Annotated in this window: 9 protein-coding genes; 5 read left to right on the forward strand and 4 right to left on the reverse strand. The window is 69.7% G+C overall.

What is annotated here, in order from left to right:
* Window positions 1–31 precede the first annotated feature (31 nt).
* Together ABD999_RS22870 and ABD999_RS22875 are read left to right on the forward strand one after the other, a co-directional pair.
* Window positions 32–964, forward strand: coding sequence for a ParA family protein (locus tag ABD999_RS22870; protein WP_271276846.1), 933 nt, complete (start codon window positions 32–34; stop codon window positions 962–964).
* 291 nt (window positions 965–1,255) lie between these two features.
* Window positions 1,256–2,221, forward strand: a complete 966-nt coding sequence (locus ABD999_RS22875; protein WP_271276845.1) for a ParB/RepB/Spo0J family partition protein — start codon at window positions 1,256–1,258, stop codon at window positions 2,219–2,221.
* Between the two features lie 324 nt (window positions 2,222–2,545).
* Here ABD999_RS22875 and ABD999_RS22880 read toward each other — a convergent pair whose 3' ends face one another.
* The 3 genes from ABD999_RS22880 to ABD999_RS22890 all read right to left on the reverse strand — a co-directional run bounded on the left by ABD999_RS22880 (window position 2,546) and on the right by ABD999_RS22890 (window position 7,256).
* Window positions 2,546–3,589 carry a threonine aldolase family protein gene (locus ABD999_RS22880; protein WP_271276844.1) on the reverse strand — a complete coding sequence of 348 codons (1,044 nt, stop codon included), beginning with the start codon at window positions 3,587–3,589 and terminating at the stop codon, window positions 2,546–2,548.
* A 1,322-nt stretch (window positions 3,590–4,911) separates the two neighbouring features.
* Window positions 4,912–5,883 carry a D-alanine--D-alanine ligase family protein gene (locus ABD999_RS22885; protein WP_271276843.1) on the reverse strand — a complete coding sequence of 324 codons (972 nt, stop codon included), beginning with the start codon at window positions 5,881–5,883 and terminating at the stop codon, window positions 4,912–4,914.
* 140 nt (window positions 5,884–6,023) lie between these two features.
* Window positions 6,024–7,256: an aminotransferase-like domain-containing protein gene (locus ABD999_RS22890; protein ID WP_246640482.1), complete on the reverse strand. Its 1,233-nt coding sequence runs from the start codon at window positions 7,254–7,256 to the stop codon at window positions 6,024–6,026.
* Between the two features lie 267 nt (window positions 7,257–7,523).
* On the opposite strand from ABD999_RS22890, the gene ABD999_RS22895 reads away from it, so the two are divergent.
* On the forward strand, window positions 7,524–8,141 hold the full coding sequence (locus ABD999_RS22895) for a GNAT family N-acetyltransferase (RefSeq protein WP_148035938.1): 618 nt from the start codon (window positions 7,524–7,526) through the stop codon (window positions 8,139–8,141).
* Between the two features lie 36 nt (window positions 8,142–8,177).
* Here ABD999_RS22895 and ABD999_RS22900 read toward each other — a convergent pair whose 3' ends face one another.
* On the reverse strand, window positions 8,178–9,128 hold the full coding sequence (locus ABD999_RS22900) for a LysR family transcriptional regulator (RefSeq protein WP_271276842.1): 951 nt from the start codon (window positions 9,126–9,128) through the stop codon (window positions 8,178–8,180).
* Between the two features lie 100 nt (window positions 9,129–9,228).
* On the opposite strand from ABD999_RS22900, the gene dnaE reads away from it, so the two are divergent.
* Together dnaE and ABD999_RS22910 are read left to right on the forward strand one after the other, a co-directional pair.
* A complete protein-coding gene (gene dnaE / locus ABD999_RS22905) occupies window positions 9,229–12,753 on the forward strand; it encodes a DNA polymerase III subunit alpha (RefSeq protein WP_271276841.1) in 3,525 nt (1,174 codons plus the stop codon).
* Window positions 12,750–13,037 (forward strand): DUF6300 family protein, encoded by a 288-nt coding sequence (locus tag ABD999_RS22910; protein ID WP_148035941.1) that lies wholly within the window; start codon window positions 12,750–12,752, stop codon window positions 13,035–13,037. Before dnaE ends, ABD999_RS22910 begins: the two co-directional genes overlap by 4 nt.
* The last annotated feature ends 5 nt before the right edge of the window (window positions 13,038–13,042 follow it).

The raw sequence follows: 13,042 nt of genomic DNA on the forward strand, positions 1-13,042 counted from the left end.
CCCCGTCACCGATACGCCACGGGTTGAAAGGATGGCCATCGTGACCCAGACCCCCCTGAACCCAGGTGATTCGCCGTTGGTACGAGAGGCGCTCAACTCAGTGGTTTCACGTGAAACACCGGCCGCACAGTTGCCCGCCCAGGCGGGTGATCTCCCCTTGGGCGACAGTGACGCCTGGCCCAAGCCGGCGAAGACCCGGGTGATCGCGGTGGCGAACCAGAAGGGTGGCGTCGGCAAGACCACGACCTCGGTGAACATCGCGGCCGCGCTGTCGATGAAGGGCGAGCGCGTGCTGGTGGTCGACCTGGACCCCCAGGGCAACGCGTCCACCGCGCTGGCCACCGAGCACCGTGGTGACGTGCCGGATGTCTATCAGGTGCTGGTCGACGACCTGCCGATGGCGGACATCGTCAAGCAGGTCCCCGACATGCCCAACCTCTACTGCGCCCCCGCCACCATCGACCTGGCCGGCGCGGAGATCGAGCTCGTCTCCCTGGTGGCTCGGGAGGCGCGGCTGCGCCGGGCGCTGGCCGCGTACGACTCCATGGACTTCGACTACATCATCATCGACTGCCCGCCGTCGCTCGGCCTGCTCACGGTCAACGCCCTGGTCGCGGCGGACGAGGTGATGATCCCGATCCAGTGCGAGTACTACGCGCTGGAAGGTCTCGGGCAGCTCCTCAGGAACGTCGACCTCATCAAGGTCCACCTCAACCCGACGCTCCGCCTGTCCACGATCGTCCTCACCATGTACGACGGCCGCACCCGGCTGGCTTCACAGGTGGCGGAGGAGGTCCGGGCGCACTTCGGGGACACGGTGCTCAACACGCTGATCCCGCGTAGCGTCCGCCTCTCGGAGGCGCCCAGCTACGGGCAGTCGGTGATGACGTACGATCCGGGCTCCAGCGGCGCGATGGCCTACATGGACGCCGCCAGGGAGATCGCCCACCGCGCGTTGGTGTGATCTCTCTGGGTCACGACGGGACGGTGCCCTTTCGACGGCAGCGACCAGCGGCTCAACGGCAGTGGCCAGAGGCTCAGCAGCCGCCGAGCACCTGATGAGGGTCGGCCGCCTGAGCTGATTGAGTCGTGCATGCCCGCTGTGCCCCCTCTCGGGGGTTCTGGCATCGGGTGTGTTCAGGGCATGGTGGTGTAAATCCGGTGGGACGGTGTGTAGAGGCGGCCCTGGCCGGGGCAGGCAACGGTAACCTCTCCTGGAGTGACCGGAATCGGTTCGGGTGGATGAGGAGACGCAGTGAGCCAGCAGCGGCGGGGATTGGGCAAGGGGCTGGGGGCGCTCATTCCGACCGGTCCCATTGTCGACGGCGCGGGGACGGTGCCCCCTGCCAACGGTTCGGCGGCGCCGGAGGCCGGGCCGAAACCCGTCGCCGGGGCGTACTTCAAGGAAGTCGCCGTCTCCGCGATCGTGCCGAACCCGCGCCAGCCGCGTGAGGTGTTCGACGACGAACGCCTTCTGGAGCTGGAGGCGTCGATCCGCGAGGTCGGTCTCCTGCAGCCCGTGGTGGTGCGCCCGGTGGGTGGCGGACAGTACGAGCTCATCATGGGGGAGCGGCGGCTGCGGGCCTGCAAGATGGCGGGCCTGCAGGAGATTCCGGCGATCGTCCGCAACACCCGTGACACCGACCTCCTCCGCGACGCCCTGATCGAGAACCTCCAGCGGGAGCAGCTCAACCCGCTGGAAGAGGCCGCCGCCTACCAGCAACTCCTCGACGACTTCGATGCAACCCACGACCAGCTCGCCCAGAAGGTCGGTCGTTCCCGCTCACACATCACCAACACCCTCCGCCTGCTCAACCTCCCGCCGGAAGTTCAGCTCAAGGTCGCGGCCGGCTCCATCACGGCCGGTCACGGGCGCGCTCTGCTCGGCCTCTCCACACCGGAGGAGATGATCCTGCTCGCCAAGCGCATCAGCGCCGAGCTGCTCTCGGTGCGCGCGGTGGAGGAGATCGTCGCCCTCGGCAGCGCCCAGGCCGCACCGGCCAAGCCTGTCCGTGAACGCCAGGCCGGCAAGCCCACCGCCCCGGGCCTCTCCCATCTCGCGGACCGGCTCTCTGATCACTTCGAGACCAAGGTGAAGGTCGACCTCGGGCGCCGGAAGGGGCGCATCGTGGTGGAGTTCGCCACGATCGACGACCTTGAGCGCATCATCGGCACCATGGCGCCTGAGGCGGCCCGTGCCATGCGGGAGGCCGGGGAGTAGTTCCGGTTCAAGTCCTCGGTTTCACGTGAAGCGTCCGCCGACTGCCCACGCCCCGTGTTTCACGTGAAACACGGGGCTTCTTGTTGGCGGCGCTGTGGGACTTCGCTCCTCGTGTCGTGGTGAAGGTCCTTGCCTATGGCTCGTGGTTCTCCATCCGGGGAGGGCTCGGGGGCGTGTTTCACGTGAAACGTAGGGCTTGGTGTTTCTGGCGCTGTGAGACTGCCTGTCTCGTGGCGGCGGTGAGCGTCGTTGCCCATGGCTCGTGACTCTCCCCGCCCTGCGAGGGCGCTTGGGACGTGTTTCACGTGAAACACGGGTGGGGCGTTAGGCGGTGGCTGCCTTGCGGATGTCGTCGAGGAAGTCGTCGACATGTTCCGGTGTCGTGTCGAAGGCGGTCATCCAGCGGACGACGCCTGCCGTCTCGTCCCAGAAGTGGAAGAGATAACGGCGCTTGAGCGCGGTGGCGACCTGGATGGGGAGCCGCGCGAAGACGGCGTTGGACTCGACGGGATACTCCAGGGCGACACCGGGGACGTCGGCGAGGCCGTTCGCCAGGCGGAGGGCCATGGCGTTGGCGTGGGCCGCGTTCTGCCGCCACAGGTCGTCGGTGAGAAGCGCGCTGAGCTGAGCCGAGATGAAGCGCATCTTCGAAGCGAGCTGGAGCGACTGGCGGCGCAGGAACGGGACGGAGTCGGCGAGGGACGGATCCAGGACGACGACCGCTTCGGCGGCCAGCGCGCCGTTCTTGGTGCCGCCGAAGCTGAAGACGTCCACGCCCACCGCCGTGGTGATCGCGTCGAGGCCGCACCCGCGATGGGCCGCCGCGTTGGCCAGCCGGGCGCCGTCGACGTGCAGGCGCATGCCGGCGGCGTGGGCGGTCTCGGCCAGGGCGGCGATCTCGTCGGGGGAGTAGCAGGTGCCGAGTTCGGTGACCTGGGAGATGGAGACGACGCGCGGCTGGGGCTGGTGGTGGTCGCCCAGCACGGACAGCCGGGAGGTGATGTCACCAGGGCGCAGCTTGCCGTCCGGAGTCGGGACGGTCATGAGCTTCACGCCGAGGATGCGTTCCGTGGCGCCGGTCTCGTGGGTGGCGATGTGGGCGGTGTCGGGACAGATGATCGCGTCATAGCGGCCGAGCATGAGGGCCAGGCCCACCATGTTCGCGCCCGCGCCGTTGAGCACGGCGAAACCCTCGGCATGAGAGCCGAACACGTCCTTGACGCGCTGCTCGAACGCCCCCGTCCAGGTGTCGCCGCCGTATGCGGGTGCGTCGCCCTGATTGGCGGCGGCCATGGCTTCGAGGATGGCTGGATGGACGCCGGCGTGGTTGTCGCTGGCGAAGCTCTTCGGGTAGGTCGGCTCGATCACACGCCAAGGCTACTTACGAAAGAGACGCCCCTTCGTACGAGATCCGTCGCATCCGATCGAGGATGGCCGCACCCGCATCCAGGAACGAGCACGCCGACGACCGGCGACCTGAGCGACATCGAGAAAGCCGCCCAACGCGCTACCCCGGACCACGGCAACCGGCGATTCCCACAGGCGTGACCCCAGCACCTCGGCGGACAGCAAATCAGAAGGGACACACTCCCACGCCCTCGACGCGAGTTCCGGCTTCGATAGGAGGCGAGTCTCAGGCAGGAGAGCCACCACGGTCGGGTCGGTGGCAGGCGCTGTACCTGGACCTCGGCGAGGGCGAGTCCAGTAGAAGGCGGTGGTGCTTACGACGGGGAGGCATTCCCACAGACTCGGCAGAGGACGCTGCTCCCGCTCTTGGAGAGGACGAGTCCAGTAGGAGGCGCTGCGCCTCAATCCCGGTGGTTGGGCGCGCATGACGAGGCGCCACCACGCCCTTCAGCGGGGGCGTCCCAGCTCGGCGCGGCGCATCGGGCGGGAGAGCCCCACGGCCCCTGTGTGGCGGGGTCGACGCTAGGAGTTGCTCCCGGCCTTGGCGGGTGGTGCGTCTGGCGGGAGGCATTCCTACGGACTTCGGCGGAGGGCGCTGCCCCCGGCTCTCGGAGAGGGCGGCGAGTTTCCATGGGAGGCGCTTCCCTCGACCTTGACGCGTGCGATGGGAAGCGCTCCGACGCTCCTCGGGGCAAGCCTCCGCTTCGGCGGGTGACGAGTCCATGAGACCCGGCGTGGCCAGGGCAGGGCAGGAGTTGTTCTCGACCTCGGCGAGCGCGAGCCTCGCAGGAGGCGCTCCTATGCCTCTCGACGGGAGGCAAGGACCGGCTTCGGTGAGTGGCGACTCCCGAGAGGGAGATGCTTGCTGAGGCTGCGTGGGAGAACAGCGGGAGGCGCTGCTTTCGACCTTGGCGTGTGGCGCATTGGAGGGGAGGGTCCCAGGGACGTCGGCGTGGCGACCTCGGCGGGTAGCCCGTACGACGGGAGGCCCTTCTACGGACCTCGGCGGAGGGCACTGCTCTCGACCTCAGCGGGCGTGTGCGATGGGACGCTCCTGCGTCCCTCGGGGCGGCTCCCAGCTTCGGCGGACGGCGAGTCCCCTGCGGGAGGGCTCCATGGATTCCGACGTGGCTGGGTTGACGGGAGGCGCTGCGATCGACCTCGGCGGGATGCGCTCCTGCACCCCCCTCAGGACGAGTCCGAGTTCGGCTGAGAACCTCGCGTGGTCGGTGGAGACAGTCCTTCCGACCTCAGGGAAAGGCGTGTCCTCGGGGGGAGGGTGGTCAGAGGGCGGAGAGGTTGGGGCGGGGGCGGGAGGCGGCGTTCTGGAGGAGGGCGCGGCAGAGGTCGCCGAGGTCCTGGCCGGCCGCTTCCGCCGCCATCGGCAGGAGGGAGGTCTCCGTCATGCCGGGTGCGACGTTCACCTCCAGGAAGTGGGGGGTGTCGGTGGCGTCGACGATGAGGTCGGTGCGGGAGATGTCGCGCAGGCCGAGCGCCGTGTGGGCCGTCACGGCGGTTTCGGCGCAGGCCGCCGCCGCGGCGGGGGACAGGCGGGCGGGGGCGAAGAACTCCGTGTGGCCGGCCGTGTAGCGGGCGGCGTAGTCGTACACGCCCTCGTCGGGGACGATCTCCACGGCCGGGAGGGCGACGGGGCCCTCGCCCAGGTCGACGACCGAGACCGCGACCTCGATGCCCTCGACGTACCGCTCGATCAGCGCGGTGTCGCCGTAGGCGAAGCAGCCGACCATCGCGGCCGGGAGCTCCTCGGCGGTGCGGACGATGGAGGCGCCCAGGGCGGAGCCGCCGCGGGCGGGCTTGACGAACAGGGGGAGGCCGAGCTGGTCGACGATGCGGCCGAGCACGGCCGTCGCGCCGAGGTCGTGGAACGTCTCCTTGGGCAGCGTGATCGAGGCGGGCGTGCGCAGGCCGACCGATCGGACGACGGCCTTGGCCGTGGGCTTGTCGAAGGCGACCCGGCACGCGTCGGGGTCGGCTCCCACGTACGGCACGTTGAGGAGCTCCAGCACCGAGCGGATCGCGCCGTCTTCGCCGGCTCCGCCGTGGAGCGTCACGAACACGGCGTCGGGCGGGTCGGCCAGGATCGACGGCACCAGCGACGCGTCCGTGTCGCGGGCCTCCACGTCGATGCCCGCCGCCCTGAGCACCTCGCTCACCCGGCGGCCGGAGCGCAGGGAGACCTCACGCTCGTAGGAAAGGCCGCCGGCCAGCACGAGCACGTGGCCCAGGTCGCTCATCTCTTCTCCTCGCTGATCGCCCGAGGTCCAACCGTACCGGCGGAGAAGGGGCGGTGGCGTACGACGGGCGTGGTTCACGCCGGCCGGGTGGAACGGCGAACGACCGGCGTCCGCGCGGACGCCGGTCGTTCGTGAGGTGGTCAGGCGAGGTCGGGGCCGGGCGTGTCCACGCCGGGGTGGTCCCGGGTGGAGCCGGTGCCGAACGTGTCGCGCAGCTGCATCTCCTGCTCGATGACGCCCGCCAGGCGGCGGACGCCCTCCCGGATGCGGTGCGGCTCCGGGTAGCAGAACGACAGCCGCATGTGGCGGGCGCCGCTGCCGTCGGAGAAGAACCCGGTGCCCGGGACGAACGCCACCCGCTCCGCCACCGCGCGGGGCAGGATCGCCTTCGAGTCGAGCCCTTCGGGGAGCGTCGCCCAGACGAAGAACCCGCCCGCGGGCCGTGTCCAGGTGACCTCCGGAGGCATCAGCGACTCCAGGGCGTCGAGCATGGCGTCGCGACGCTCGCGGTAGAGCTCCTTGAACGTCTTGATCTGCTCGCGCCACGGCTGCGTGGCGAGGTACTGGCCGACGGCCAGCTGGGTGAACGACGAGTGGGACAGCACGGCCGACTCCATGGCGAGCACGAGCTTGTCGCGGACGGCGTGCGGGGCGAGCGCCCAGCCGACGCGGAAGCCCGGGGCGAGCGTCTTGGAGAACGACCCGAGGTAGACCACCCCGTCGGGGTTGTCCGCGCGCAGCGCGCGCATCGGCTCGCCGTCGAAACCGAGCAGCCCGTACGGGTTGTCCTCGACGATGAGCACCCCGGCGCGCTGGCAGATGTCGAGCACCTGCTGGCGCCGCGCGGTGTTGAGCGTGACGCCGCCGGGGTTGTGGAAGGTCGGGATCGTGTACAGGAACTTGATCGGAGCTCCCGCCGTCTCCAGGGCGTAGATGGTCTGGGCGAGGGATTCGGGCAGGATGCCCTGATCGTCCATGGCGATATGCACCACTTTGGCCTGGTATGCCGCAAAGGTTCCGAGGGCGCCCACGTACGAGGGGCCCTCCGCCAGGACCACATCACCCGGATCGATGAAGATCCGGGTGATCAGGTCGAGTGCCTGCTGTGAGCCGACGGTGACGACCACGTCGTTGCCGCCGGCCTGAATCCCTTCCAGCGCCATGACCTCGCAGATCTGCTCGCGCAGATGCGGGTCGCCCTGGCCGGAGCCGTACTGGAGCGCTACGGGCCCGCGCCTGGTCACGAGATCCGAGACCAGCTCGCCGACCATGTCGAGGGGAAGCGCCGTGACGTACGGCATGCCGCCCGCGAGCGAGACCACCTCGGGCCTCGACGCGACGGCGAAGAGAGCTCGGATCTCGGAGGCGACCATCCCGGTAGCTCGCGCGGCGTACCGGTCGACGTAGGCGTCGATGCGCGACCCTTGGGTCGCGGGCGTCTGACCGTGATCCTGCTCTTCTGTCACGGCCCACCTCCTAGGTGTATATCGATCCGAGACTCCAGGTTACGCCAGCCGGACATGTCGCCCATGACGGGGCGGTACGGCCGTGGTGCCCGCTGGCGAGACCGTCACTGGGCTACGATGCCAGGTGGGGACGCGGTTTTCCGCGCTTTTCCGGGTCTACGATTGGGGCCGTAGTTGTCGCGTCGGCTGGTCAATATCACCCTGGACAATCTGGAAGATCTTCCAAGGCGCTGCCGCCAGTGTGTTTTCTGGGAGCTCGACCCTGTCAGCGGAGAGCGGGCGGTGAAGTCGGGTGACCCGGGGCTGGAGAAGGAGGCCTGGATCTCCGGCACGCTCCTCGAATGGGGGAGCTGCGGGAAGATCGTCTATGTCGACGGGGTGCCCGCGGGGTTCGTGCTCTACAGCCCTCCGCTCTACAGCCCGCGTTCGGTGGCCTTTCCCACGTCCCCGGTCAGCGCCGACGCCGTGCTGTTGATGACGGCCCATATCGTGCAGGAGTTCTCCGGTGGCGGGCTGGGGCGGATGCTCATCCAGGGCGTGGCGAAGGACCTCACACGCCGGGGGGTCAAGGCGATCGAGGCATTCGGGGACCTCAAATGGGAGGAGCCGAGTTGTGTGGTTCCTGCTGAATATTTGCTTTCCGTAGGCTTTAAAACTGTTCGTCCGCATTTGCGATTTCCGCGGCTACGGCTGGAGCTGAAAACCGCCGTGTCCTGGCGCGAGGACGTCGAGGTCGCCCTGGAACGTCTCCTGGGCTCCATGAGCCCCGAACGCGCCCTTCGCCCGGTCTGACCCCAGTCTGCCCCCGCCCGCCCTCGTACGGGCCCGTCAGCGCCCTCCTGCGGCCAGGGCGGCCAGGGCGGCGCGATCGGCGTCCGGCACCCACTGACGCCGCGGGTCGAGCGGCCGGAACCTCTCGGACACGAAGTCGACGAGCGAGGCCAGCACCGGGTGGTGGTTCTGCCGGTGGTAGAGCAGCGAGCACGGGTAGACGGGGACGGGGTCGACGACCGGGATCTGCACGACACCGGCGTGCCAGGGCAGGCGGCAGCCCTCGCCGACGAACCCGAGGCGTTCGCCCGAGGCGATGTCGGCCACGAAGTGCTCCCAGCCGAAGTCCGGCCCCGACGCGTCGATCCGGAGGTCGAACGCGGCGCCGAGGAGGCCGTAGAACTCGGCCCACTCGCTGCCGGGGGCGTTGCCGGGCATCCACACGGTCGATCCCGCGAGCCGTGACACCTCCACCGCGCGCCGGTCGGCCAGCGGGTGGTCGCGGCTGATCAGCAGGTGCACCGGGTCGAAGTAGGCCGGCACGTACCGGAGGTCCTCCTCCAGCGTCCCGCTGACGCGGACGAAGGCGGCGTCGACGGATCCCCTGGCGAGTGTGCCGCGGGCCGACCTGAGGCCGTTCGAGGTGGTGACGTCGATGTGCAGGTCCTCGGCCGTACTGTGGAACGCCCTGACCAGCTCGACCGAGGCCAGCCTGGTGTCCAGGACGTCGACCCGGAGCGGGCGGAAGCGGCCGCGCAGCACGCCGAGCGCCTGGTCCGCGAGGCCGACGAGGCTGCGCGCGTAGTGCAGGAACGCCCGGCCGTCCTCGGTGAGGGCGGCCCCGTTGCGTGAGCGGTAGAACAACCGCACGCCGAGGTCGGACTCCAGCTTGGCGATCCGTTTGGAGACGGACTGCTGGCTGATCTCCAGCCGGGTGGCGGCCTCGCTGAAGGAGTGGTCCTCGGTGACGGCGACGAAGGCCCGGACCGTGCCGAGGTCCAGGTCCACAACCGGTGGATGTGGGGGATCGGCGTGTCGATTGTTGGACAACCGGGCCGCCTCTCGGGTCGAATGCTCGGGTTCGCGAGCGAGCCTACAACCGGGAGACGTGGTGTCCTTCGTCCATCTGCATGTGCATACGGAGTACAGCATGCTCGACGGCGCCGCCAAGGTCGGCCTGCTGATGGACGAGGTCGCCCGCCAGGAGATGCCCGCCGTGGCGATGAGCGACCACGGCAACGTGCACGGGGCGTACGAGTTCTTCCGGACGGCGCGCAAGGCCGGAGTCAAGCCCATCATCGGCATCGAGGCCTACGTCGCCCCGGAGTCGCGGCTCCACCGGAAGCCGGTGTACTACAGCGACAACCTCGCGCTGCGCCGGTCCGACGACGAAACCGGCGAGGGCGGCGACGTCTCCGGGCGCGGCCTCTACACGCACATGACCATGTGGGCGACCGGCGCCCAGGGGCTGCGTAACCTGTTCCGCCTCCAGTCACGGGCCTGGCTGGAGGGGCATGTCCAGAAATATCCGCGTATGGATGATGAACTGCTGGCCGAACACGCCCCCGGCATCATCGCCACCACCGGCTGCCCCTCCGGCCAGGTGCAGACCAGGCTCCGCCTCGGCCAGTACGACCAGGCCGTCGAGGCCGCCGCGCGCTACCGCGACCTCTTCGGCCCCGGCAACTACTTCCTGGAGCTGATGGACCACGGCCTGGCCATCGAGCGCCGGGTCAGGGACGACCTCCTGCGCCTCGGCAAGCGGCTCGGACTGCCGCCCCTGGCCACCAACGACTCCCACTACGTCACGGAGGACCAGGCCGGGGCCCATGACGCGCTCCTGTGCGTGGGCACCGGCAAGCGCCTGGCCGACGCCGACCGCTTCCGGTTCTCCGGCAGCGGCTACTTCATCAAGTCTCCCGCCCGGATGCGCGCGCTCTGGGACGCCGAGGTGCCCGGCGCCTGCGACAACACCCTGCTGATCGCCGAGCGGGTCGGCGACTACGACGAGGTGTTCGCGCACCGCGATCTGACGCCGCGCTTCCCCGTACCCGAAGGCGAGACCGAGTCGAGCTGGCTGCGCGCGGAGACGCTCGACGGGGCGCGCCGCCGCTACGGCGGCGATCCGCCCCGGGAGGTGCTCGACCGCATCGACTACGAGCTGTCCGTCATCGACGCGATGGGGTTCCCCGGCTACTTCCTGGTCGTCGCCGACATCTGCCGGTACGCGCGCGAGAACGGCATCGGCCTGGGCCCCGGCCGCGGCTCCGCCACGGGCTCGATGGTGGCCTACTGCACGGGCATCACCCAGCTCGACCCGATCGAGCACCGGCTCATCTTCGAACGCTTCCTCAACCCCGAACGCGTCACCATGCCGGACGTCGACCTGGACTTCGACGACCGGCGGCGGGACGAGATGATCGACTACGTCACGCGCAGGTACGGCGACGACCGGGTCTGCCAGATCGTCACCTTCAGCACCATCAAGGCCAAGGCCGCCATCAAGGACTCCTGCCGGGTGCTCGGCCTGCCCTACGCGCTGGGCGACCGCATCACCAAGGCGTTCCCCGCGGCGGACGGCGGCAAGGAGATCCCGCTGGCCGCCATCCACGACGCCGCCCACCCCAGGCACGGCGAGGCGAGCGAGCTGCGCCAGATGTACGAGCGGGACCCCGACGTCAAGCGGGTGATCGACACCGCGGCCGGCATCGAGGGCCTGACCCGGGGCACCGGCGTGCACGCCGCAGGCGTGATCCTCTCCAGCGAGCCCCTGATCGACGTGCTCCCGCTGGTCAAGCCCAAGGCCGGCGGCCCGGTCATCACCGGTTTCCCGTTCACCCAGGCCGAGGACATGGGCCTGCTGAAGATGGACTTCCTCGGCCTGCGCAACCTCACCGTCATCGGCGACGCCATCGCGGGCGTCCGCGCCAACAAGGGCGTCGACCTCGACATCCTGGACATCCCGCTCGACGACCCGACCACGTACGAGCTGCTGGCGCGCGGCGACACGCTCGGCGTCTTCCAGCTCGACAGCGGCGGCATGCGGGTCCTGCTGAGGCTGATGCGGCCCACCACGTTCACCGACATCGCCGCGGTGAACGCGCTCTACCGGCCCGGCCCGATGGAGATGAACGCCCACACCAACTACGCGCTGCGCAAGACCGGCAGGCAGCCCGTCGAGCCCATCCACCCGGAGCTGGAACAGGCGCTGGAGCCCATCCTGGGCGACACCTACCACCTGGTCGTCTTCCAGGAACAGGTGATGGCCATCGCCCAGCAGCTGGCCGGCTACTCCCTCGGCGCCGCCGACATGCTGCGCCGGGCCATGGGCAAGAAGAAGAAGGAGGTCCTGGACGCCGAGTGGGACCGCTTCTCCGCCGGGATGCGCGAGCGCGGCTTCTCCGCCGAGGCGATCGGCGCGGTCTGGGACGTGCTGGTCCCGTTCAGCGGCTACGGCTTCAACAAGTCGCACACCGCCGGATACGGCCTGGTCTCCTACTGGACCGCCTACCTCAAGGCCAACCACCCGCAGGAGTATCTGGCGGCGCTGCTCACCTCGGTCGGCGACGACAAGGACAAGATGGCCGTCTATCTGGCCGACTGCCGTCGCCTGGGCATCAGGGTGCTGCCTCCCGACGTCAACGCCAGCCGGCTGGACTTCGCCGCCGTCGGCTCCGACATCCGCTTCGGCCTGGGCGCCGTCCGCAACGTCGGCGCCGGCGCCGTGGACGCCATCGTCACCACCAGGGAGACCGCGGGCCGCTACGCCTGCTTCAACGACTTCCTCGCCAAGGTCCCCTCTGTGGTCTGCAACAAGCGGGTCATCGAGTCACTGGCCAAGGCGGGGGCCTTCGACAGCCTGGGCCATCACCGCAAGGCCCTGGTCGCGGTGCACGAGCAGGCCGTCGACCTGGTCGCCGACGTCAAGCGGAACGAGGCGCGCGGTCAGGACTCGCTCTTCGGCGAGCACACCGAGCAGGGCGAGGGGTTCTCCGTCGTGATCCCCGAAGGCGAGTGGGACCAGGCCACGCTGCTGACCTTCGAGCGCGAGATGCTCGGGCTGTACGTCTCCAGCCACCCGCTCGACGGCGCCGAGCACATCCTCGACGCCAACCGCGACACCACGATCGCCGACCTGCTGGCCTCCGGACGGCAGGACGCCGCGGCCCGGGTCAGCGGCATCGTCTCCGGCCTCCAGCGCAAGGTCACCAAGCAGGGCAGCCCGTGGGCGATCGTCACCCTGGAGGACCACGACGCCTCCGTGGAGTGCCTCGTCTTCCCCAAGACCTACATCCTGTACGGGGAAGCGCTGGCCCAGGACCGGGTGATCTCCGTACGCGGACGGGTCAACGTGCGCGACGAGACGACGAGCGTCTACGCCGAGGAGATCGCCGTCCTGGACGTCACCCGGGCGGACGCCGAGCCGCCCGTGGTGATCTCGATCAGGGAGAACCAGCTGAACCCGCGACTCGTCCGGGAGTTCAAGCACATCCTGACCACCCATCCCGGCAGGGCGCCGGTGCACGTGCGGGTCGGGGCCGTGCTGCTGGACCTCCGCCCCTTCCGGGTCGCCGCCGAGCCGGCGTTCTACGGCGACGTCAAGGCGCTGCTCGGCGCCGGCGCGTTCGCATGACCCCGGCGTGCCCGAGGTGCCGCACCGGCGACGTCCTCGCCGTCCTGCGCCTGCCCCACATCTGGACGAACGCCTCGGGGAACGAGGTCCGGGGCATCAGCGAGGTGCTCCTGTGCGCCCGCTGCGACGCGGGCGACCCACTCGTCGCGTCCTTCACCCCTCCGTACGATCCGGACCGGTTCGTACGGGCACTGCTGGGGAAGGCCGCCGGAGCGCGGCCGCCGGAACCGGACGAGCACGCGCTGAGAGCCGAGGCCGAGGCCTGGTATCGAGGCGAGCTGTGAACGCG

Source organism: Nonomuraea ferruginea (assembly GCF_039540635.1).
Lineage (GTDB): Bacteria > Actinomycetota > Actinomycetes > Streptosporangiales > Streptosporangiaceae > Nonomuraea > Nonomuraea ferruginea.